This is a genomic window from Acidaminobacter sp. JC074 (assembly GCF_022496765.1).
Lineage (GTDB): Bacteria > Bacillota > Clostridia > Peptostreptococcales > Acidaminobacteraceae > JABXKX01.
The window spans coordinates 204969-228499 of sequence record NZ_VANV01000009.1; the positions used below are offsets into that span (position 1 = coordinate 204969).

General features: G+C 35.2%; 19 protein-coding genes. All 19 read right to left on the reverse strand.

What is annotated here, in order from left to right; all coding sequences use genetic code 11:
- Positions 1–66 precede the first annotated feature (66 nt).
- Positions 67–723 carry an HD-GYP domain-containing protein gene (locus EZV73_RS11445; protein ID WP_240840450.1) on the reverse strand — a complete coding sequence of 219 codons (657 nt, stop codon included), beginning with the start codon at positions 721–723 and terminating at the stop codon, positions 67–69.
- A gap of 9 nt (positions 724–732) precedes the next feature.
- Positions 733–1476, reverse strand: a complete 744-nt coding sequence (locus tag EZV73_RS11450; RefSeq protein ID WP_240840451.1) for a prepilin peptidase — start codon at positions 1474–1476, stop codon at positions 733–735.
- Positions 1473–4103, reverse strand: coding sequence for a DUF2572 family protein (locus tag EZV73_RS11455; protein WP_240840452.1), 2631 nt, complete (start codon positions 4101–4103; stop codon positions 1473–1475). The genes EZV73_RS11450 and EZV73_RS11455 overlap by 4 nt, the downstream gene beginning before the upstream one ends.
- Positions 4103–5035, reverse strand: coding sequence for a prepilin-type N-terminal cleavage/methylation domain-containing protein (locus EZV73_RS11460; protein ID WP_240840453.1), 933 nt, complete (start codon positions 5033–5035; stop codon positions 4103–4105). The genes EZV73_RS11455 and EZV73_RS11460 overlap by 1 nt, the downstream gene beginning before the upstream one ends.
- Before the next feature lie 2 nt (positions 5036–5037).
- Positions 5038–6120 (reverse strand): hypothetical protein, encoded by a 1083-nt coding sequence (locus EZV73_RS11465; RefSeq protein ID WP_240840454.1) that lies wholly within the window; start codon positions 6118–6120, stop codon positions 5038–5040.
- Positions 6107–6673 carry a PilN domain-containing protein gene (locus EZV73_RS11470; protein ID WP_240840455.1) on the reverse strand — a complete coding sequence of 189 codons (567 nt, stop codon included), beginning with the start codon at positions 6671–6673 and terminating at the stop codon, positions 6107–6109. The genes EZV73_RS11465 and EZV73_RS11470 overlap by 14 nt, the downstream gene beginning before the upstream one ends.
- Positions 6670–7674: a pilus assembly protein PilM gene (gene pilM / locus EZV73_RS11475; RefSeq protein ID WP_240840456.1), complete on the reverse strand. Its 1005-nt coding sequence runs from the start codon at positions 7672–7674 to the stop codon at positions 6670–6672. Before pilM ends, EZV73_RS11470 begins: the two co-directional genes overlap by 4 nt.
- Positions 7675–7677: 3 nt before the next feature.
- The gene (locus EZV73_RS11480) at positions 7678–8172 is read right to left on the reverse strand and encodes a type II secretion system protein (RefSeq protein WP_240840457.1); all 495 of its coding nucleotides are present in this window, start codon (positions 8170–8172) and stop codon (positions 7678–7680) included.
- Positions 8173–8174: 2 nt separating this feature from the next.
- Positions 8175–8492 carry a type II secretion system protein gene (locus EZV73_RS11485; RefSeq protein ID WP_240840458.1) on the reverse strand — a complete coding sequence of 106 codons (318 nt, stop codon included), beginning with the start codon at positions 8490–8492 and terminating at the stop codon, positions 8175–8177.
- A gap of 65 nt (positions 8493–8557) precedes the next feature.
- On the reverse strand, positions 8558–8992 hold the full coding sequence (locus tag EZV73_RS11490; RefSeq protein ID WP_240840459.1) for a type II secretion system protein: 435 nt from the start codon (positions 8990–8992) through the stop codon (positions 8558–8560).
- A 20-nt stretch (positions 8993–9012) separates the two neighbouring features.
- Positions 9013–9438: a type II secretion system protein gene (locus EZV73_RS11495; protein ID WP_240840460.1), complete on the reverse strand. Its 426-nt coding sequence runs from the start codon at positions 9436–9438 to the stop codon at positions 9013–9015.
- Between the two features lie 53 nt (positions 9439–9491).
- Complete coding sequence (locus EZV73_RS11500) at positions 9492–10709, reverse strand: type II secretion system F family protein (protein ID WP_240840461.1); 1218 nt, start codon at positions 10707–10709, stop codon at positions 9492–9494.
- 1 nt (position 10710) lies between these two features.
- On the reverse strand, positions 10711–11790 hold the full coding sequence (locus EZV73_RS11505) for a type IV pilus twitching motility protein PilT (protein ID WP_240840462.1): 1080 nt from the start codon (positions 11788–11790) through the stop codon (positions 10711–10713).
- Complete coding sequence (locus EZV73_RS11510) at positions 11783–13408, reverse strand: GspE/PulE family protein (RefSeq protein ID WP_240840463.1); 1626 nt, start codon at positions 13406–13408, stop codon at positions 11783–11785. The genes EZV73_RS11505 and EZV73_RS11510 overlap by 8 nt, the downstream gene beginning before the upstream one ends.
- Positions 13401–15104: a hypothetical protein gene (locus tag EZV73_RS11515; protein WP_240840464.1), complete on the reverse strand. Its 1704-nt coding sequence runs from the start codon at positions 15102–15104 to the stop codon at positions 13401–13403. The genes EZV73_RS11510 and EZV73_RS11515 overlap by 8 nt, the downstream gene beginning before the upstream one ends.
- A 194-nt stretch (positions 15105–15298) precedes the next feature.
- Positions 15299–17719 (reverse strand): response regulator, encoded by a 2421-nt coding sequence (locus EZV73_RS11520; protein ID WP_240840465.1) that lies wholly within the window; start codon positions 17717–17719, stop codon positions 15299–15301.
- 13 nt (positions 17720–17732) lie between these two features.
- The gene (locus tag EZV73_RS11525; RefSeq protein ID WP_240840466.1) at positions 17733–18515 is read right to left on the reverse strand and encodes a response regulator; all 783 of its coding nucleotides are present in this window, start codon (positions 18513–18515) and stop codon (positions 17733–17735) included.
- A 215-nt stretch (positions 18516–18730) separates the two neighbouring features.
- Positions 18731–19270 carry a hypothetical protein gene (locus tag EZV73_RS11530; RefSeq protein ID WP_240840467.1) on the reverse strand — a complete coding sequence of 180 codons (540 nt, stop codon included), beginning with the start codon at positions 19268–19270 and terminating at the stop codon, positions 18731–18733.
- A gap of 201 nt (positions 19271–19471) precedes the next feature.
- The gene (locus tag EZV73_RS11535; protein ID WP_240840468.1) at positions 19472–23377 is read right to left on the reverse strand and encodes a PKD domain-containing protein; all 3906 of its coding nucleotides are present in this window, start codon (positions 23375–23377) and stop codon (positions 19472–19474) included.
- Between the last annotated feature and the right edge of the window lie 154 nt (positions 23378–23531).

Here is a 23531-nt window from a genome sequence, read left to right on the forward strand (position 1 = left end):
CTAAACATCTGATAAACAGCCAATTTTATGTCAAACTATAATACTCTATATGAATAAAGTGCCGCATCACTGCAACACTTTTACCGGCTTATTATTTTGATAATACTGCTGATTAATCAGTATCCTTCTCATAGACCATCTTTTATAAAGGTGTTCAAACCTATTTTTTAAGGCAAACTCATTGGCCATGCAAATTCTAACTATTACAGGGTCCAAGAATGTTCCTGCCGTATCATAGATCAAAGACATGGTCTCCATATGGGCAAAACCTCTCTTGTAAACCCTTCTGGACCTTATAGCATCGTACTGGTCCGCAACAGCCACAATACGTGCAACAATAGGAATGTCTGTCCCTTTTAAACCATAAGGATAACCATTACCATCCCATCTTTCATGATGGTATTTGACAACCTGCATATGAAGCGAATCATCACCATACATGTTAGAAACGGCATGTATACCAAGTACAACATGTCTCTTGATTTCCTCCATTTCAGTGTCGTCTAGTGCAGATGGCTTATAAAGTACACTTGGATTTAATTGTATTTTTCCAATGTCATGGACATAAGCCGCTTCTTCAATTAAGTCGGCCATTTCAGGATCAAAGCCACAAAGCTCAGCAATATAATTTGAAAGCTTGCTGACCCGCCAGTTATGACCTAAAACATTGTCCAAATAATTCTCCCAGTTCTCAATATTTACATGAACTTTATCTCTTAACATATCAACCTCTTAAAATATTAGGGCCTGACCTGTAAACATGCACAACATAGCACCACAAACTAAGAAAGGACCAAAAGGAATTTCTATAGATCTGGATTTTTTCATTTGAGTCACGCCATAGATAGCACCTAAAACAAGTGCAGAATTCAGAAGGATTGAAATACCAACCAAACCGTATAACCATCCCAGTAAAACCATTAACTTTATATCACCCATACCAAGTACATGGTCTGCTTTAAAAACAAACTTACCTATCAAGAAAGTCACAACAGAAAATGTCATGGCAATCAAAACACCTGTCATATGACTGATGATCAAACTGCTTACTTGACCAAGGTTAAATAAGGCATGGAACATAATAACGCCTACCAAACTGAAGATAACCACATTAGGTATAATGGCATATTTGATATCAAAATAAATTATTAAGTAAAAATTCTGAAGTAGTATCAAAATCAAAAGTGCTTGATAAAGATTCTTAAAGTATGCATTTAATACAAACAAAACAATCATGGATACAACCGGTAACAAAGCAACTTCCTTTGTTATCACAGTATGACACCTCATGCAGATCTTATGCTTGTAAAAAGGAAAGAGTCTCGGAATCACCACTCTGGGTGTCAACTCATTGCCACATGCAGCACACTTAAACATATTTCTAGCACGTTTAGCATGTAAAATGGCATATTGTACATATAAGGTCAGCCAGCCTAAAAATAAGCCAAGCATCCCTATTGAAAGTATTTTTATCATCTATTTACACTCCATTCTAGGATTTCATATCTTTTTACATTGTCTTTCTTTCTCATCAAAGGATTAGATTTCTCCACTTCCACTGATGTCCAAGGAATTGGTAGAGCACCTTTTTGGAAGAACTTTCTCGCAAGGTCATAGTCCTTTAGAATTCTTTCTATGACATCCAAGTCATAGTTAATATACACATTACCTTCAACCGTCAAAGTTCCTAAGCAGATAATCGTACCATTGACTGTTCCCTTATGTATGACTTTTCTTGTACGACCACCACCTAAGTTAATCGTTTCAACTCTCTTTGGTCCTATTATTCGTAAATCACCTTCTGCAAAAATAATACCGTCGATTTTGTCACCATTGTTTAAGTTTATGACATGTTCACGTCCATCATCAGGATAATACATAATACCTGTTTCTGATGTCGGACGGCCTTTAATATAACCACTTGATACACTTTCCTCCATATCAAAAGACTCAAATCCAAAGTTCTCTGTTTGTGCTAAAAATTTTTTTCTAAGAAAACCTGAATCATACAGTGTATTAAACGACTCCTCATATCCAGGGTTCAATCTATCTATTTTTGTTGTAGATTGATTCAAATCTGAGTAATCGCCCGCGGCTTCATACATTCTAGGTACTGTAGATGCACTCCAAACATCACCTCCTATCCAGCCATCATGATTGACAGCTTCATAAACGTAATGTAATGAAAAATTTGAGTAGAAACTAGCATGTCTTAAATACTCATAGAAGGTCTTGTTGCCCCCATCTTTCCATCTTGTAATTTTAACATTTGATTTCCATGCCTTTTCGTTATAAAATTTTCTACCACTTGCATTTGGATTAGATGAAAGTGTAACCGAAAAAGCAGGCCTATCAATAAATTTAAAAGTATAGGTTTCAGCTGGATTTGTATTATCACCTTGTAACATCAATAGACACTTATCCTGTGAAGTAAATAAATCTACTACACCCAAATCTCTATTGAACAACTTACCATTAGCATCTTCAACTACTGCTTTACCAGGCATAATAATGTCATCAAACAAAATATTCACACCATTCGAATTGTACTTAATACCATATAATCTGCTATAGTCATCTTTAACAATATTATCTCTAGATATTATCTTAATGGTTGAACCATCATCTAGTCTCGGATCTCCACCTACATCACCAGGTTTAGATATCCCAACAACGCCTTCTCTCATTGCTATAGAAGAAATCTCAGCAGAAGTATTAACAACATCATCATTGACCATAGTGTATCCAAAAATCTTTATAAAAGCCGATGATAAACTAGCTGGCATAACAATTCCATTTGCAATTACATTGCCACCTTTGCTATCAAAATGTATCAGATTAGTACCTCTTGTATTACCAGCAAACTGTGATTTCAATTCATTTACAGCAACAGGGCCTAAATCTGAGAAAAAATGTGGATTCGATAAATCCATAAAGTATTCTGAAGACCTGTTGATACCACCAGTTGCCATGGGTTTATACAATAAGGATTTCATTTTAACAACATCTGATTTAGTAGAACCGTTATAACCCTTTACCCATATAATGGATTCATCTCCATCTATCACGATGTTGCTTCGACTGTATATGTTCCCATAAACATAGCCATATGCACCGTTAAAGATGACGCCTTTATCATATGTTTCGCTTTCATTATTCCAATCACTTTGTTTTGTTTCTACAAGTTCACCCTTACCTTCTTGAGAGTAAATATCACCATTAATAATAAAACCTTTGTCTCCACGCTGATCTGTGATAACAACAGAACCATTGGATGAAATTGCATTACCAAATAAGGGATTAGGACTTATGCCTTCAAACTCAATATAAGTATCTTCCTGAGAAAAAGGTGGTACAATCTTAAGACGACTAATCAAATTTTGTGGTTTTTCTACATTATCGTTAGTAATATCTAACCTTAATGTCATATTCATAGATGATCTATCGTATGTGTCCCACGTTGATTCATACGCAGAAAGTTCTGTCTCATCAGGTAAATTAATATCTTCTAAGTATGAGACAATGGTATAATCGGTATTAGAAAATATAATACCAGCATTTATAATTGCATTTTCAACAACATAGAAGTATACATTTGTATAACAGTCATCATAGAAGTCTTCCATATAATCTTGATATAAATAATCATCCACGATATAGATTTTATCAATCTCAATGACATCATTAATTCTATTATTTATTTCAAGACCTCTATAATTTGCTAAATCGATAGGTAGTTCTGAAGTGCCTACTTGCTCATGCTTTAACTGAATTGAAGGCAGAAGTACTCTTTCAAGCCAGTTTAGATGAAGATAATTTTGAAACTCTTTTGAGACAATGGTTTCTTCGTTGAAAATCGAGTACTTTTCTGTCAACATATAGTCATGAACGTCTTCATCGAGCTCGATTAAATAATCATCTACTTGTCGTAGAATGTTTTCTCCGGCTGCATCAACTTCAAAAAGTTCATTTTTATGGTCAGCATATGCTTTAGATAAAGCCATGTTATTAAAATTCATTGCAAAGATAGAACTGATAAACGCCATCAGTACCAGCATCAAAAGCAATACAACTACAACAAAAGAACCCTTTTCTGATTTCATCACTCATTAACCTCTACTACATCTGTGTATACATTTACGTTTCTATTAATCAACTCTGTATCATCACTCATCAACTTACACGAAATATTCGCAACCAAATAATTAGCTTCAAAGTGCGACTGTTCAAAGGTGGCTTTGCCAACCTTTCCAGCTTTAACGGTAAATGTTAATCCTCTTTCATACTCTGCATCATAATACATCTGCAAAAACTCTTCTGTAAAATTCCATACTTCAAAGTGAACATCATTATGTCTATCCATCAGACCTTCTAATCGAATTGGCAGTAAGTTCTTTGTACCAGACATATAATTTTCATCATCAACTGTAATGGTCTGCCTTGGTGTATGCGTACCAAGATAATCTTTCAGAAACTCATAAGTTTCACTTTGACTTTCATTGTATTTAAAACCCATGATGTCAATAGATGACATCAAGTCATCTTCAAATGAAGCTTTTCTGTTCAATGGCTTGGTTCGTCTATAAACCCTTAGTATATTGTTTGCCTCATCATTTAATATTTTTTCATCCACATAGATTAAGAGATACCTGTTGTAGGTGCTTTCTACATTAAAGGAAACATAGTCCTGTGTAGAGTACATAATGTTTTCCTTATCAGCCATGGTACTTGATTCTTGAGAAGTCGTTGTAATTGTTACCTTAAAGTAGGCATCTACAGAAGAGGGTAAAATTTCTCCATGGTAATCATAATATTTATCTTTAGTACTTCCGATAAACTCATTTGGAGATACTTGCACTTGTTCTGATACCTTTGCAACTAGATCTCTTGACACATCTTTAATATGAACTTTTCTATTAGACCTAGTCATGACACTTGATGCACTTACAAATATGGTTAATAGAAGTGACAATACGACCAGTGTCACCATCACTTCTAAAAAAGTAAATCCATCTTTATTCTTTAAGATATTCATACTTACTCCATAGACACGGTATCAATATTTACAAACGTTGATACTACATCATAGTTGTTAACAATAACTTCCTTATCAGTGTTATTCTCTATTACAATTTCAATAGGCATATGATCTGGCAAGTTCTCTATTGAAGAACGAAAGTTAAATGCAAATAGCTCAACGTCCTCAGCCACCAAAGTTGGCATCTCCACTACATGCCCATTGACTAAGACATGATAGATTATCTCATCATTATATTGATCTAAAGTAATGGTTAAATCCGTTACGTCGTATTCAAATTGAGTTAATCTAAACCCAATGTCACCAGGTGCTTCATGAACAAAATACGGTTCAGAGTTTGTTGTATCACCAATATTAAAATTCACTTCAAAAGTCTTTAACAAACCTCTTAAATCCACGTGTGTATCTATTTCTTCTTTAGCGAAAATGTTACTTTGACCCTCTGGACTTTCAAACTCCAAGTTTCTAATATAGGCCATATCTAAACCCTCAAAGGCATAGTATTCTAGTTGAAGTTCAGCTTCTAACATTTGTAACTCATTTACAGCCAAAGACAGTGTATTAAACCTTACCTTTTGTCTCTGATTTTCTAGGCTGTTGATCAACTCATAAATACTGTCAATATTGCCTTCTAAACTAATCGAAACTCCATGACTTCTTACTTGAGAACTTTCATTTTCTGTATCTTCACCCGTAGTAAAATAAGACATACTCATTATTTGTGATTCATCTAAGGCTATGTTTTGAACTTTGAGATCTGCGCTGAGATCTACATTGTTGAAATCGACTAAAATCATATCATCATCCACATTAGCGGGTAGTCTCTTAAAGATACTCTCCAGCTGATTTTTTATTTTAGTTTGATCTTCTTCTAACATGTCTAAACTTTGATAATAGAGATAAAGAGAATCTCTTTCAGACTGAAGTTCAGCTAACTCATCTGATTTATCTAGATAACTGAAATACAGAGGCATCATGCCTTTTATAACAACTGCATACACAGCTAGAAGTAAAAATAGAACTGTCAAAATCGCTCTTTCAGACGACTTTAAGCCATTCCATTTCTCTTTAATTTTCTTCATTTTTCACCTCAGGTAAAAGTGTTACTTCCATATTGAAGCGTACCACTTCATCACTTGTAAACTCACTATCTGATTTAGATACTTCATTTAGTACAACTGACTCTACGTTTTCATCAGATTTCAGTGCATGAACAAACTCTGCAACAGACTCAAAGTCAACAGTTTCTGCATTATAACTGATGGTATAACCATTGGACTGATAATCTAATAGACCAACTTCACTTGGCATATTGGAAGACACAATTCGAAGCGCTTTCATTTGATTGAGTCTTGATAAATCTATTCTTTCTAATACGGCCTGTACTTTACCTAAATAAGCTTCCATTGATTTCACCTCGTCTGCAAGTTCTTTAGCTGGTAAATATTTGGCTATGTCCTCATTGAGTTCAGTAATGGTAGCATCCATCTGATCAACTGCATAAAATAGATAGCCCGAACCGCCTGCACACACGATTAACATAAAACATACCGTTAAGAAGATGACTCTTCCTAACTGGCTGTGGTTAACCTCACCAGCTTTTTTCTTTTTACGATAAAAATTAATATCTCTCATTTACGCCTCCCTATACAAGCACCTGCAGCAATCAGGCATTCCTGAATGTCACGGGTATAAGGAAGATTAAAGTCAGTCGGTCCTAAGTATTGAACTTTGACACCAAATACATCTTTTAATAAAGTTTCAATACCAGTTATCTTTGAACCATTGCCCATCATATACACACCATGTAAATCTGTTAGTTTACCTTGTTCTTTACAATCATCTATCATCTGCTCAACTTCCATAAACATGGATGAAAATGTAGAATCTATAACAGTCTGAATCTTAACACCAGATTCTGCTGCCTTATGAAAACCAGATTCCTTTATTTCTCTCGCTTCATCCATTGTACAGTTAAGCGTGCCTGATATCTGAAAATCTAAATCTCTAGAACCAATACCAATGACTCTGTTGGTCATTAGTTCAAGTGAATTTATTACATATACTTGCGTCGTATTCACACCTATGTTTAAAACTACATAAGATGTAGTCGACATCCTATTACCACCCCATGCTTTAAGTGATTTCATAAAAGCATTCATAGGATGGTCTATGACATTCAATTTATATTTCTTTGATTCAAATACTTTAACTAAGTCGTCTACAAGTTCTGTACGACTTGAAGATACAATGCCTTTCACAGTACCTTTTTTCATAGAAGACAAATAGTGGCTTATCTCATAGTCTGTTAAATCACCAGAAACCTTTTGATTGAGTTCCAGTTCCAACATAGTTTTGATATCTTTTTTCTTAACACCATCGTAGACAAAAGAATCATAGGTTGACTGACTATCATTTACCACACATGAAATAGATCCAGATTTTATTTTATGTTGCAACAAGACATCGAAAATACTTGCCTTTAAGGTTTCATGATCAATCATAAGTTCACCTTGAAACATGCCCTCAGGAATCTTATAGCTGTGATGCCATAAAAGTCCTGGTTTTTTACCATCTCTAACTAAGGCTATCTTTATCGTGTCTTTCCCGATGTCTACGCCAATCTTCTTAGCCACTTCTTACTCCTTATCAAACTGAAAAGCTTTAAGTCTAACACTAATGCTTTCAATCATTTCATCCGCTTCTTTATTCTCAAAAGTAAAATCAAAAGTTATTGTATTACTCAAATCACTCACTTGCCATGAAAAATCCTCTAAAAGCACAAGTTCCATTCTATTAGAAAGACCTATCTCATAATCTAAACTACCAGACTGGAACTTAAGTTTTGATTCCTCGTTACCATCTCTATCATTAAAAACAATTGTCTTCTCATCTTTTTTGAAACTCATGCCATTTAAGTAATCATGTTCATGTAACAGTACTTCCACATAAGACAGTGCTAACCTAACATCAGTTTCATTCGTGTACTTTTCAACTTCTTCTTTATACAGTTGGAATGTATCACCCAATAAGACTGCAGCAAGCGATAACACAATACATACAAGTGCCATAGAAACGATAACTTCAAGTAATGTAAAACCATGTTTATTACTTTTGGTTTGAGTTATGTTCATATTTACTTCCTTTCGACTGAAAGCTGGTAAGCATTCTCAGTCTTTTGGTATGAGTATTCATAATCATCAGACAATCTAATACCATATTTATTATCCCAAGAATCTTTAGATAGCATAGCTAAACTCACAGGATAATCACCTTCTAATATAAAATACTGTGCTAGAGACTTCTGAATAGTCATGACATGTTTATCAAACACTTGCTCAGAAACCGTCTCATCAAGCTTCCCCATATTAGGAAGAAAGAGAGTTATTAAAACAACAACAACCGCCATCACAAGAATAATTTCTAGCATAGTAAATCCATCTCTATTTCTCATCAAATCACCTCATTAATAAATCATCTAGAAATATTAATTAGATGGGGCGTTTGCCCCATCATAAATTATGGAGTTGTCAGCAATCCAGTAGTAGGTAGTGTTCCCCCAGATGTAATTATCACTGTGAAGTCTTCATTAGCAGGAACATATGAAATTGTTGCCATCATACCGTTTTTCACCATGTAATAGGTAAAAGATAAATCAGCAGCAGTTATTGTCGAGATCCCCTCTGTTCGATCTGCAATCGATCTAAAACCGCCATCTTCTAGTTCATCTAAATTTACAGGAATTCTTCCATTTTCAAGCTCATAAGTTTGTACTGCTTGAAGTACATCTTTAGCAACCTTTAAAGCTTCAGTCTTAACTGCACGTTCTCTTAAGGAACTAACTTGAGGAATTAGAATTGTAATTAAAACTGCAATTACTGCCATTACTGCAATTAACTCAATCATTGTAAAACCTTTTTTATCATTGTATTTTTTTATTAACTTGTTCAACATTTTAAAACCCTTTCTAACTATTAATTTAAAATATCAGTTGTAGGTAATGTAGTGCCAGAAGTGATCGTTACAGTAAAATCTTCGTTCGCTGGTACATATACAATCGTTGCTAACATGCCATTTTTAACCATACTATAAGTAAAAGTTAAATCTGCTGGTGTAATTTCAGAAATCGCTTCTTGTCTATCTGCAATTGATCTAAATCCACCTGTTTTCAGTTCAGCTAAAGATTCAGGAACATCACCATTTTCAAGTTCATAAGTTTGAACTGCTTGTAACACATCCTTTGCTACTTTTAAGGCTTCAGTTTTTACAGCTCTTTCTCTCAGAGAACTCACTTGCGGAATTAAGATTGTAATTAAAACTGCGATAACTGCCATTACAGCGATCAATTCGATCATTGTAAAACCCTTCTTATTGAACTTCTTCATCATTTTGTTTAACATAATTTCCTCCCATAGAAATAAACTCTTTATTATGAACCACGTATGGTTACATACTAGCCTACAACGTTCATCATACTTACAATTGGTAATAATACCGAAGCCATGATGACGCCGACAATCAAAGCCAAACTTAAAATCAATAATGGCTCAATCATTGTTAAAATTCTTGATACAGCTTCATCGATTTCCTCATCAAAGAAATCAGCTGATTTATTGAGCATAGATTCCATCTCTCCAGTTTCTTCACCGACACCTACCATGTGGAGAAATATTGGCGGAAAAATACCAACTGAATCTAATGCATCTACAAATTTGTGGCCATTGTTGATCATATCAACTGCACCATCAAATTTTTCAGTAATGATTACATTACCGATTACTCTTTTTAAAATATTTAATGCACTTACAAGTGGCATACCAGAAGATAATAAAAGTGACATAGATCTAGCTACATTGGATGTAATTGCCTTAGAGGTAAAATTGTTGATCAAAGGAATTTTCAGTTTCAGTTGATCTAGTATCCTTTTACCACTATCTGTTTTCGCATAGTACACAACACCTATAGCAGAACCTATTATCGCCAGTATTATTAGTATTGTATGATCTACTAAAAAATTACTGATTGCCATAATTGCAGCTGTTAATGCAGGAAGTTCTCCTCCCATTGAATCTAATGTTTGTCCAAACATAGGTACAATTTTTATCATTAGAAAGAGGACTATCCCTAATGAAGCTACTGATACAACTGCTGGATATGTGGATGCTGATTTAACCTTTTTAATGATTTTGTACTGTTTGTCATAGTAGACAACTAAGCTTCTTAATACAAAATCTAAGTTACCGGACATTTCTCCAACTCTTACCATTTGTATGAACATATCTGGAAAGACATCGTCTCTTGATGCAAAAGCATCTGATAGCATTTGTCCTTCTAGGATTCTGTCATAGATATCTGTAAGTGCCTTACTTAACTTTTTATTGGTGGTTTGTTTGATAGAAGTTTTAATGGCTTCTACTATGGACACACCAGAATTTAAAATTACTTCAAACTGTCTGCAAAAGAGAATAAAGTCCTTGTGCTTTACCCTGTTTAGAATTGGTATCTTATCTAAAAAGTTTTCATCATTTGCACGACCAATTTTTTTAGCCTTTTGTAGTATCAGGCCATCGTTTAACAGCTTGTATTTTAGATCTTCCTTAGATGCAATGTCTAGTTTTCCCTGTATCAAAGTACCTTCTAATGACCTTGCTTCGTATTGAAAAACTGCCATATTACACCCTTTCTAGTAGACCGGCTAACATCACTTTATCATTAGCTCTTTCAAGAGCTGTTTCTTTTGATATATGATGTGCCTTTACAGCATTGACAAGACTGATATCAAAAGAGTTCATGCCTTCTCTTGTTCCAGTTTGTATCACACTGTTCATTTGCGGTGTTTTTCCTTCTCTAATAAGGTTTTGTATAGCCGGTGTTGTGATCATAACTTCTGTCACACAAACCACACCATCGCCTGTTTGCTTTTGTAAAAGCTCCTGAGAGACAACACCTTTTAGTGTTGTTGACAACTGCATCCTAATCTGTTGCTGTTGGTCTGGTGGAAATGAATCCACAATTCTATCTATTGTTTTTGCAGCACCGATTGTATGGAGTGTTGAGAATACCAAGTGACCTGTTTCTGCAGCTGTAAGTGCAGCTTTAATGGTTTCAGGATCACGCATCTCACCTACTAGGATGACATCAGGATCCTCTCTTAGGGCCGCTCTAAGTGCAGTAGCAAAGTTTCTTGTATCTGTACCAATTTGCCTTTGGTTGATTCTAGACATATTATGTTTATGGACATACTCTATTGGGTCTTCCATAGTGATGATATGTCTTGGATAAGTCTCATTGATGATACCTATAAGACTGGCTAGCGTCGTTGACTTACCAGAACCCGTTGCACCTGTTACAAGAACAAGTCCTTTATGGTGATGGGCAAAGTCTCTTATGGCATCTGGGAGACCAAGTGATTCAAACTTAGGTATTTGTTCTGGTATCAGTCTTATAGCAGCTGAGTAATTGGCAGACTGCTTGTAGACATTAAATCTTAAAGAACCTATCCCTTCGTAAAATTTTGAAAAGTCTACTTCACCGTGTGCTTGTAAATCCTCAAACTGTTTCTCTGACATCTGACTTTTTACCAAGTGTTCTGTTATTCTTGGATTCAACTCACTTGTATAAGGAATATCTCTTAACTCCTTATGGAGTCTAATAACCGGCTTAGAGTTTGCAATGATGTGTAAGTCCGATGCACCAGAATCCTTGGTGTATTTAAGCATGGACTTTAAATCCATAATATCTACGTTATACATTTTTAACCTTCAACATTTCTTGTATTGTCGTTTCGCCATTTAAGACAAGTCTGACGGCAGCTTGTGTTAATGAAACCATGCCTTCAGAGATGGCCGATTGGCGAATATCTTCTATCGTCCCACCACCTTCAATGGCAGTTTTAACTTTACCTTTTACAGCTAACACTTCATGGAGTGCTTTTCTGCCTGCATAGCCTGTATGGTTACAAGATGTACAGCCAACTCGGTTGTAAATTTCTTCTTCACTATCTAGTTCTAAAAGCTTCATGGCTGACTTATCTGTTTTTATTCTCTCTTTACAATGAGGACATAAAACCCTAATCAATCTTTGGGCAATAACAGCCTTTACAGCATCTGTTACCAAATACTTTTGAATCCCCATGTCTATGAGTCTTGTAATGGTAGACGGTGCATCATTGGTATGGAGTGTTGATAAAACAAAGTGACCTGTTATAGATGCTCTTATGGCAATCTGTGCAGTCTCTTCATCTCTGATCTCACCAAGCATGATGATGTCAGGGTCTTGACGAAGCATAGATCTTAGACCACTTGCAAAGGTCATACCGGCTTTGACATTAACGTGTACCTGATTGACACGGTCCAACATATACTCGACCGGGTCCTCGATAGTGATGATGTTTTTCTCTGGAGAGTTTAATTCGCTAAGAAAACTATATAAAGTTGTTGTTTTACCACTACCTGTTGGACCCGTTACGAGTACAATACCATTTGGTGTGTGTATCAAATCAGAGATAAGCTTGTAGTTCTCATTTGAAAAACCAATCTTACCTAGAGGTATAATACCTTTGGTTCTATCTAAGATTCTAAGAACTATTTTTTCTCCAAATACAGTTGGCAAACTTGATACACGAAAGTCGAAAGGCGCATCATCGATGGTCATTTCAATCCTACCATCTTGTGGTTTTCTTCTTTCTGCAATATCCATACCTGCTGTGATTTTAACCCTTGATGAAAGTGTTGAAAAAGCAGATTTCGGAAGTTCCATTTGATCGAGTAGGACACCATCTATCCTGTATCTGATGACCACCCTATGTTCAAAAGGCTCAATATGGATATCACTCGCCTTTTTATGAACAGCATTTCTAAGTATTGTATTTACCTTATCAACCGCTGACATATCTGAATCAAAGTCATTGGTCACAGGTTTTGATGCACTTTCATACAAGTCATCAATGCTTTTCTTTAAGAGTGAAATTTCTGCGCACTTTGGAATAATCCTTTTACCAACAATGGATCCCAGTGTTTCTATGACAATTAGATCTGTTGGGTCAGGAAGAGCAATAACAGCATAGTTATTCTTTACACTGATTGGAAGTGCCGTATATTCCGTGGCAACATCTTTATCAAAGAGACTTTTTTCAAAATCATCTTTTGACATGGCATTTAAATCAACATACTGAACATTAACAACGTCCCTGTAATAAGATGTTAAATCATCTTCTGTGATTAGATTTCTTTCTATCAGGAGCTCGTCTAAGTGTTTATCGCTTGATGATTGTTCTGCTTTTACACTTTCTAAATCCTTAAGATCAATCTTTTGATTGTCACTTAACCACTTAACAAGTCGTCTGTTTCTTCTTATGATTTTTCTAGCCATATTTCTTAACCAATGGAATCAAGTCAGCATCTGAATCCACATGATTAATGATGCTACCAAGTTCCTCTTGGTATTTATTCAACTGTGATACCACAGTATTTCTAATTTCTTGTATATCATCAAGCATCATTTTGTATGAATCTTCTTCTTTTTGTACCTTGTACTTGATTCTTTCCATCATCATCTCTGAGTTTATTTCCGCTTCCATAGCTTTTTTAAGAGCTGATTTCTCTATTGTTTTAGCACGGTCTTTGGCATCTTCTTGCATGATAGCAGCTTCTTTGAGCGCTCGTTTTACAATGGCATCTGCTTTTTCTTTTGCTTCAGCAAGTAGTTTGTCTGACGCAATTTGCGCTTGTTCATGCTTGTCAACTTCTTCAGCCAGACGGTTCTTTTCCTCAACAAGAGAAGTTTTTTCCTGGTTTAGCTGACTCATCATCTGCACCATGACCTTATTGTCATGTATAAGTTCACTGATCTTTGCTTCATAAACACTAGATGACTGTTCGAAGTAATCCTTCAAATCTTTAAACTGCTGGCTAAGAGATTCAATTTCATAAGATGTTTCAGCATTAGATGATAATTCCTCAACCTTTACATGTAGGGATTCATTCTCTGCTTCTAAGGTATCCAGTCTTAACTTAAGATTTAACTTTTCACTCTCATAGGACCTCGATTTTTCATCTAGTCTCATCCGTTCTTGTTCTTTAGCAGCCTTTGAAGTTTCTAATCTGGATTTTAAGTCTGAAATTTCATCTAGCATACTCAGCTTTTGGCTTTCAAAAGTCTTTCTAGCCTTATTGTGTTCTTCAATCAAAATTTGATTTTCAGCTTCAACGGCTTCATTTCTTACCTTTATGTCTTCTAAAAGTTCATGCTTTTGACTTTCAAATTTTATTTTTTCATTAGACAGTTGATCTAAGAGCTCAGCATGTTTTTCTGCATAGTTTAAGTTAACCTTTTGAAGTCTTTCGATTTCTTCTCTAAAGCCATCTGTGTCAGCATCTTCTTTCATCACTTCGATTTGTTTTAGAAGCTCTATTCTTTCTAGTTTTAAAGTTTCAACCAACTCCTCTTTTGAAGACAAGGTATACTTCATTTCTTCTAATTCTTGATTAGAAACAGAATCCATATTAGAAATGGTCTGAGATAGTTCATTTTCAAGTCTTTCTATATCGTTTTGATAAGTTTTGATTCTAGACTCGAAAATTTCTTTATTTTCAGTTTGTTTAAGTTCAAGTGTGTCCAGTTGATGTTTGGTTTCTTCCAAAAGAACCTTTAAACCAGCATTTTCACTTTCAATTTCGTCGATTAATGTCTTATAATGTTCTTTCATGTCTTCTAACTGGGTATCATCTACAGAAGTCATTTCTATTTGAGAGATCTGTTTTTCAAGCTGAAGTTTTTCAAACTCCAAGTTGTTGATAGTTGCCTTGAGCTTTTCTTCTTCACTTGTAAACTGATTTCTGAGAGAAGCAAGTTCTATCTTAGATGTTTCCTCGTAGTTTTCTTTCTCATCTTTTAACTGCTTGATGGCACTTAAAAGCTCCTCATGTTGTTCACGAAGCATATGTGCTTCATCTTCTTTAGATTGAACCTGATTCTGGTAGTCATCTACCATCTGTTCAATGTACTTATTCACTTCGTCAGGTTTGTAACCGTTTAAAACCTTTTTAAAGCGTCCTTCCTTGCCCATAAACTCTCCTTTCAAACAAAAAAACCAGCACTTTAAAGCCTACACAAAAGTGTAAACTTAAAATGCTGGTTAACTCCTAGCTTAATATCTATTTGCCAATCCGAACTATTAAATTTTGTAAATAATCAACTAATCAGTTACCTCTAAGTGCACCCGACCAATTATGGATATTATAATGGATACTTGATTATCAATCAAGCCAATTTATTAAATTCCTTATAAAACTGTACTTTACTCGAAAAAGTGCGAACTTCATCCATCACATCCTCAAGTATCAAATCAGTCTGAGGTATGTTGTAAGGTGTAGACATTTTAGACAAGGTATCTAAATCATCTCTAAGGCTTACCAGTCTGAAGTTCATGCAAGACCCCTTAAGTTTATGAAGCATATCATTAAGGCTTGCTTTTTCTCCATTTCTGATGATGGTTCTCATTTTTTCAATTCTGTCTGGACTGTACTCTGATATAAGAGTCATAGCCAGTTCATAAGTCAAAGCTTTATTCCCCTTTAAAAGCATTTCTACCATCTCAAGTTCAGCGACATCTCCTTCATCGAAGATCTCTTCAATTGCCTTATCTTGATGATGTTTTTCTGTAAAATATTCAGGAATAAAGTTCTGTTTATTGGATAAATGTTTACTAATGCATTTCATCATAGATTCATATGCTAGAGGCTTTGGAAGAAAATCGTCCATGCCTTCTTTTAGTAACTTTTCTCTATCTTCATTCATGGCGTGTGCTGTTAGTGCAATTACCGGAATACTGTTGTAATCAGGATTCTTTCGAATCGCCCGAAGGGCTGTTATACCATCCATAATAGGCATCGATATATCTGTAAAGATCAAATCGACCCTAACTTGTTCTAAGGCTTCTAAGAGTTCCTTACCATTGTTGACAACTATGATTTTCACATTAGAGTTCTTAAACATTTCATGAATAAGAATCTGGTTGATTTCATGGTCCTCAGCTATCAATACCTTTACTTCTGGTACATTCTCATAGACGGTATCATCCACTTGATCGAAGTCCTCACAAACTTCAAAGGGCAGTTGAAAATAAAATACCGAACCTATGCCTTTAGAAGAAATCACGTCCAGTTCGCCACCCATTGCATGAACCAGCTGCCTTGAAATCGACAGCCCAAGCCCAGTGCCGGCGTACCTTTTCTTGTAAACATCCTCTAATTGGTCAAAGGCTTCAAATATCCTCTTTTGCTCATCTATTGGAATACCAATACCAGAATCTTTAACAACTATTTTCATGGTAGACTCGTCTTCCATATACTGAAATTCAAGCCTTACCAAGCCTTCTTCTGTAAACTTAATGGCATTATTAATCAGATTAATAATGACCTGTTTTAACCTTAAACCATCCATGTAGACTGCATCTGGCAGTCTCGGGTCAAGGTTAACATAAAATTTTATACCCTTCTTCTTCGCCTCCAGTTCAAACATCGGCACGATCTCAGAAACTAAATCTCTAAGAAGAAGTGGTGATTTAACAATTTTTATTTGTCCTGACTCTATCTTAGAAAAATCTAAGATGTCGTTGATGATATGAAGTAAACTCACACCTGACCTGTTAATAAAGTTCAGAAGTTTTGACTGTTCACTAGACAAGCCTTCTGACTTTAACAAGACATTTGTAAGTCCTAATATACCATTCATTGGTGTTCTAATCTCATGACTCATATTTGCCAAAAACAAGGACTTGGCACGATTCGACTTCTTTTCAATTTCGGTAAGACGATTTAATTCCTGTTCACGAAGTGTCTCAGACGTCTTATCGATAAAAATGCAGACAATCCCTACCTGTACTTGCTCATCTGAAATGATGGGTAAAAGTTCTATTTGATAGTTTTTTACCATGCCATTTTTCATAACGATTCGATAGGAGTTCTTGATATTAGAACCTGAAAAAGATCTTTTTAACAAAAGCTTTATAAGCTCATGTGATTCTAAACTCAGTGTATGGAGCTTTGAAAACTCAACCACATCCCACACATTCTCAAAGTCGCTCAGCTTTATGCCAAACATCTGCATATTGCTGACATGTCTTTTGTTTTTAAAGATGAAACTGCCATCCATATCAAAGGCTACAAAACTATAGAGCTTGACTTTTTCTTCTAAATTTTTTAGTAAAGTATAAGAACTTAAATCTTTGTTCTTCCAAAATTTGTTCTTATTTTCTTTAACTACAAACTTATAGTAAAGACCAAACTTTTCTTCATGTCTTGTACCTGTGAAATGGATTTCATCGGTATAGTCATCCTTATAAACAATGTCATTAAGTTCCTTCAACTGTTTACTGGATTCATATTTTTTTATAGCTTGAGAAAGCTTTTCCTCCAAGCCTAGCAATGATTGACCTCTATGGTCTGAAGGAAAAATGTTTTTAAGCGAACTGTTGTATTCAAACTGATTATTATGAAGGTCATAAAGAGCAAGACCTTCATCGGACTGCAGTTGCTGGTTTATAAATATCAATCCTTTTGATTCAAGCAGCTCATGATCATACTTTTCTAAAAGCTTTACATCTTTTTTTCTTTCATACAGCAAATAAAATGTAAAGAACACGAAGAACACTATCATACCAAACATTATGTAATCCGACATAAATCATCCACTTCTACAGCACTTTTTTTTTAGCTAAAGACATTGTAAATACAAAAGTCTCCACTGACTTGTCAATATCAATCTCATAATTATCGAGTACCAGCGGCATGCCCAGCACCCCTCTCATATCTTCTATCACTTCATCCACATAGCCTTGATACAGAGTCGATCTCATAAACTCTACCAGATTAGAATTTCTTTCTAATTTGATTGTTTTCAACTCAATTGGCGTTAAAACATCAAAGTTTTTAACCTCAATTCTAGATCCGTTTATAAAAACATGGATATCACTTGGTCCTTTACCAACAACATACTTTGTAAAACGCTGCATGATAGCCTTTAGTCGTGATTCCTTAAACTCTTTATCATGAATGGCTACCCTGGCTATTTTACCAGAATAACCTCTATTCATCATACGATAAGCTAAAATATTCAGGCTGTTTACAATAGACTGTTTTGTCATCGGCTTTACAATATACTTATCAATACCTAGATTGGTTGACTTTAAAATCTCATTTACATCATTCACTTCTGTGCATACAACGATGCCGCATTCTGATCCTGATCTTCTAATGTGCTCGATGACACCAAAGCCATCTATCTCAGGCATTCTTAAGTCTGTGATAACTATATCTGGCTGATACTTTTCAAACTTCTCTAAAGCTTCTTTACCATTACTGGCAACATATACTTTACCCACTAATTCTTTAATCATCTCTTTTGTGATGGATTGAGTGATTAAGTCATCCTCAACAAACAAGACTCTTAAATTTACTAAAATCTCTTTTACTCTCATCATCGTCTCCTAACATGTAGACTAACTTATCGCCATTTAGCTCAACGAATAAGGTGATATCATCATAATGGATAAGACTAAACAAAAAATAAACAAAATGTTAAATTAATGTCGAATTTGCTAGAATAATTTCATTTTTGCTACAAAAGTAAAGTTTTATTGCACATGTCAAAGCCTTGGTATTGGCGGATTTTCATTTATGTAAATCAAGAAAATTAATTTTTTACATAAATTTTTACGAAGTACCTGCCTGAGTTCTTTAAAACATACTCATAAGTAGAAGCTGCAGTCCAGTTCTTAACATGAACACGGTCATCATTTCTATAAACAATGTATTGATACATGGCATTTTCTACATCTTCAACATCAATTTTAAGGACATCCCCTTTGACCTTGTAAGTTGGTTCATTGTACTTTATGATGCGGGTCGATCCTGTAGAAGAAAGAATGTTTTTACATTCTACCATAGACGCTACTGACTCCAAGCCGTTATCTGCTATTACTTCAACGTGATACTTACCTGGCTTTACATCATAATAATTAAATACTGAATGTACCTTTGTAAATAAATCCACCAACATGCCATCTTTAAATATTTTATAGGTATAAGATAGAGCTGGTCTATTTGTTTTCACAAAGACAATCAATGCTTTCGCACCTTCTTCACTTTCCTTTATGTATGATTTCAATCCTACAATCTTTAATGGTTCTATTAATATTCTATTTTTATTCAATTCATATTGCTCTAAAATCATTTGTCACCTCAAAAAAACAAAAACCGGTACCCTAAAAAATTAAGATACCGGCTACTTTTAATCCTAAACGAAAATCGAGCAAACCAATTATGATATTTTGTACAAACTCTACAAATTTCCAGCTCTGTGTCCTTCCACCTGTAATGTCATAATACACGTTTTATATTTTTTTGTCAACATATCATAACGATTCGTCGAAAACTAATTCTTTTTTACTACAAAATGCATAACCTCTTTGAAATCGTAGTTCACGATGTTACCAGCCTTATCTACAAGCTTCATAGATGCCAGACCCCAAGTACCGGGTTCACTACCCTTTGGTAGGATATAAGTGTCCGTATACTTCTTCCACTCACTAGCCTGACCCTTAAAGTAAGTTGTGTAAGTGTTTGAATGCTGTAAATAAGTAAATGTTTCTTTACCTTGTGGACTTCTAAGTCTGTAAGAGATTGTTCCTACACCAGACAAATCATCTTTTGCATAGAATGTGATTTTTACCTTTGTTTCACCGTTAGGTTTAGATGGATTTGTAGGTGTTGCTTCCACAGTAATTCTATTTAAGTCTATTTCAGCCTTCTTACTGTCAGGACTCTTAGTTGTTACATGGATAATAACAGGTCTTTCATCTCTAGATGAATACGAGAAGCGTTGTGACCCATAGTTAAGTGCTGCATCTTTCATCTTAAGATACGACACCATGTAATTACCCGATGCATGGAAGTCTGTTACTGGGAATCTTACCTCAGCAAGCCCTTCAGAATTGACATTGCCATAACCTTCAAGTCTATATTGCTGACGGTTAGGACCTACTAAAGCCGCATATACAGGATAGTGTGATGCCATTTCCTGATTTTCTTCAAAAGCCCATGTTGCAACTACATATTGAACTGGTTTGCCATCTTCTCTACCATTTTCAATGCGAAGCTTTAATGAGTTCTTAACATATTTAGGTGCTTGTAAATCTTCATTTGAGTTGTTGATGTACATCATCCAACCAAAGTCAGTAATGCCTTCAAATCTCTCATTGCCAGCACCATCGATAAGGACTATTTGATCCACATGCCAGTAACCTGCTTTACAGTTCTTTGGAAGTGTAAAAGAGCCACTTAACTTATCACTTAAACCGCCACCTCTAGCTGATAGATAGATATCCTTAAATGTACCCGCTTCAGAGAATATTCTCATGTAAGCATACTTGGCCTTTAAGTTCTTATCACCATGTGTATCTAAAGTCAGATCAATCTTAACGCGTTTTGTTTCATTTGCATCTCCGTCAACTTCGACTTTGATGTTTTTAATCTTGCCTGGATAATCATAATCAGGCTCTAGGTTATAAACTTCAAACTGTAAGTCTTCTCTGATTTGAACCACATATCTGTCACCTTGCATGATTCTATTTTGAATAAACTCATGTTTTTCAGGTGCAACTGCCATTAATTTATCTGGATTGAAAACATAGAACGATACCGATTCAGCCATATCTTCATTTGGATTGTTACCATGTGCATAAGCTGTTACGAATGATGTTTGTTTAGTTGTTGCCCAACCATCACCATCTTCACTTGTCTTATACCAGCCACCAAGTTCAGCCCATTCAGCCTTTAGTTCATCACTGAATAAGTTTTCCCACATAAAGTGTGTCTTCTCATGTACAATAAGCTTTTGCATATGAGATATTTCTGTTGTAAATGCCGTATCCATAAACTCAATATATGAATTTCTATTTTTTGACGGCCAAGCAACAGCTGGTGCTTCAGGATAAAGTGGATGCGGATGACCATCTCTTCTTCTTAAGAGGTATCTTAAACCCTTTACCTTATGGAAGCCTTCAGGCATTTCTTCAAATGCATTGATGATTAAAACAAGCTCTTCAGCCTTAAACTGCATAAATGATTCTCTGCCTTCATCTGTACATACCAGTGAATCATAGTTCCTTATAACTGTTGTTACACCATATCTTTCATTAAGAATTTTTTCAACTTTATTTAAGTCTTTACCATGGTTTGTAACAAATCTAACACTAGCCTGGTGTAACTTCTTAGAGAAATAGGTACCAGATACGCCATCTACAACCGCTTGACGAGGTGTTGCATTAGTGAGTGCTGCTTCAGAAAGTGTGACAACTTTTTTACCGTTTTCTGTTGTAATCTTAATGTCATTTGTTAAATGCTGGTCTGTAATTCTCCATACAGACTCTTTGATTTTTCTCGAGCTAGTATTTACATCTTGAGGAATTTGCTCCATAGTCTTTAATAAAGCAGAAGCATACTCAGCATTCCATTTGTCATTGTAATCATCTAAGATAATTGAATACTTCTCTCTTAACTTGAAAGAGGCAGATGATAAATCCATTTCAATGATCTTATTACCTAATTTCACTTCTGGTGGTGTCACGATATGAGCTGTCGTTTCATAACCAGCCGTCGAACCATCAAATGACCACTCATAAACAAACTTATCCGTCTTATTGGTTCTAACTTGAATCTCAGTAACAGCTGTTCCCGATTCTCTATTTATGGTATCAGAACGCTCTAAGAAATAATCAGCCCCGTCAATCTTTAACTTGTAAGCACCTGCTGGAAGATCAGTAAATGTAAACACACCTTCTCCAACAACTTGAGTTACCAGAGTTTTCTTAGCAGACACTGCAATAATCTTTAGTGGATATGAAGGATCATAACCTTCTACAGTACCATTTATATTAAATGTCCCTGTATTTTCTTCAGGTGTTAAAGAATCTCTTGTTACATTTTCAGGCTGAGATTCAGTAATTGGTGTTGCTTCAACAACCGGAGTCGTCTCAACGACTGGTGTAGTTTCAACGATTGGCGTCGCTTCAACAACTGGTGTTGTTTCTTCTTTTACGACATAAGCTACAGCAATGGATTCCTTTTTTGTTGTATTGCCATATGCATCTTTTGCAGTAACAAGAACTGAGTAGTTGCCCTCATCAAGATCGTAAAGGTATTTAAGGTTGTTGGTTTGCTTAAAAGTCTTAAATAACTTGCCGTCTTTCATAAAGTCAAATTGATAATCAACACCCGCTTGACTACCAATCACCATAGCAGATAAGTAAGGATTGTCCCCTTGCTTAAGGGTTAACTCAACTTGATCAAATAATTTAACATCTACTTTTTTAAAGTCAATAAGCTCAGACTTTTCAGTATCAACCACTTCATTATCTTTCATTGCAGAGTAGTAGATTTGATACTTACCTGGATCTATTTGGTCAACAATTGTCTTTTCTTTGTAAGTATTAATTGTCTTAAAAAGTTGATTGTCTTTATAAACTTCCAGCTTGTTTTTGTAACTTGAGTCTATATTTCTTACGTATATAACCAACTGACCCTTATTAGGTTGTGGATGTTTTAGAATTTTGGCTTCTGTACTAACAATTACATCTTTAACCATATCTTCTAAGTTTACATCCACTGTTTTTGATGTCTCAGTTACAGACTTACCATCTTTATCTGTAATTGTAACTCGAATCTTATAGACACCTGGATCTGTTTGACCAAAGTTAAAGTTAGGTGATTTAGAGTTGATGGTTTTAACAACCTTATCACCTCTCATGTAATCGTACTTGTACTTTAAACCTTCACCATCTGCTTTGACCAGTAGTGTAATCGAATGAACCTTGCCATTCTTTTTTACTGGTATGACTTTAAGCTCATTGATTTTTAGACCTTTGTCTTCAACAACTTCAGCAGCCTGAGCTTTGACTTCTTCTACTTGACCAACTTGAACCGAGTTAGACTGCTTAGAAACACTTCTACCACTTTGATCTGTTGCTGTTACCTTGACAACATATGTACCAGCTTGCAAGCTGTAGCAGTTAAATGCTCTTGATTTTGTTGTAAAGTTCTTAACCACTTGTCCATCTTTCAGGTATTCAAACTTATACGACTTAACATTACCTGATGCACTAACAACAGCCAATACACTTTCACCATTACTGGTCTTTAATACTTCAGCACTGACTTCTTTAATTTCTACGTCAGCTACTTCATTCTGCGCCGCGTAAACAGGTGTATAATATGCAAAACACTGTCCACACCATAAAGATAAAATCAATATTACAGTCAATATTAATTTCAATTTCTTCATTAAAACCCTCCTAGAACTAACCTTTTTCCATTAGTGGATAAATAAAAAACCGGCATCAAAAACGATGTTTTTGATACCGGTAAATTTCAAGCATGCATACTATCCACCTTGCCAGTTATACAATTGTACAAATCTTCATGTAGCTCTCAGCTCT

Excerpts from the sequence above, each read along its gene's own strand:
- EZV73_RS11445 (WP_240840450.1), bottom strand. The coding sequence starts at position 723 with ATGTTAAGAGATAAAGTTCATGTAAATATTGAGAACTGGGAGAATTAT.
- EZV73_RS11450 (WP_240840451.1), bottom strand. The coding sequence starts at position 1,476 with ATGATAAAAATACTTTCAATAGGGATGCTTGGCTTATTTTTAGGCTGG.
- EZV73_RS11455 (WP_240840452.1), bottom strand. The coding sequence starts at position 4,103 with ATGAAATCAGAAAAGGGTTCTTTTGTTGTAGTTGTATTGCTTTTGATG.
- EZV73_RS11460 (WP_240840453.1), bottom strand. The coding sequence starts at position 5,035 with ATGAATATCTTAAAGAATAAAGATGGATTTACTTTTTTAGAAGTGATG.
- EZV73_RS11465 (WP_240840454.1), bottom strand. The coding sequence starts at position 6,120 with ATGAAGAAAATTAAAGAGAAATGGAATGGCTTAAAGTCGTCTGAAAGA.
- EZV73_RS11470 (WP_240840455.1), bottom strand. The coding sequence starts at position 6,673 with ATGAGAGATATTAATTTTTATCGTAAAAAGAAAAAAGCTGGTGAGGTT.
- EZV73_RS11480 (WP_240840457.1), bottom strand. The coding sequence starts at position 8,172 with ATGAACATAACTCAAACCAAAAGTAATAAACATGGTTTTACATTACTT.
- EZV73_RS11485 (WP_240840458.1), bottom strand. The coding sequence starts at position 8,492 with ATGAGAAATAGAGATGGATTTACTATGCTAGAAATTATTCTTGTGATG.
- EZV73_RS11490 (WP_240840459.1), bottom strand. The coding sequence starts at position 8,992 with ATGTTGAACAAGTTAATAAAAAAATACAATGATAAAAAAGGTTTTACA.
- EZV73_RS11495 (WP_240840460.1), bottom strand. The coding sequence starts at position 9,438 with ATGTTAAACAAAATGATGAAGAAGTTCAATAAGAAGGGTTTTACAATG.
- EZV73_RS11500 (WP_240840461.1), bottom strand. The coding sequence starts at position 10,709 with ATGGCAGTTTTTCAATACGAAGCAAGGTCATTAGAAGGTACTTTGATA.
- EZV73_RS11505 (WP_240840462.1), bottom strand. The coding sequence starts at position 11,790 with ATGTATAACGTAGATATTATGGATTTAAAGTCCATGCTTAAATACACC.
- EZV73_RS11510 (WP_240840463.1), bottom strand. The coding sequence starts at position 13,408 with ATGGCTAGAAAAATCATAAGAAGAAACAGACGACTTGTTAAGTGGTTA.
- EZV73_RS11515 (WP_240840464.1), bottom strand. The coding sequence starts at position 15,104 with ATGGGCAAGGAAGGACGCTTTAAAAAGGTTTTAAACGGTTACAAACCT.
- EZV73_RS11520 (WP_240840465.1), bottom strand. The coding sequence starts at position 17,719 with ATGTCGGATTACATAATGTTTGGTATGATAGTGTTCTTCGTGTTCTTT.
- EZV73_RS11525 (WP_240840466.1), bottom strand. The coding sequence starts at position 18,515 with ATGAGAGTAAAAGAGATTTTAGTAAATTTAAGAGTCTTGTTTGTTGAG.
- EZV73_RS11530 (WP_240840467.1), bottom strand. The coding sequence starts at position 19,270 with ATGATTTTAGAGCAATATGAATTGAATAAAAATAGAATATTAATAGAA.
- EZV73_RS11535 (WP_240840468.1), bottom strand. The coding sequence starts at position 23,377 with ATGAAGAAATTGAAATTAATATTGACTGTAATATTGATTTTATCTTTA.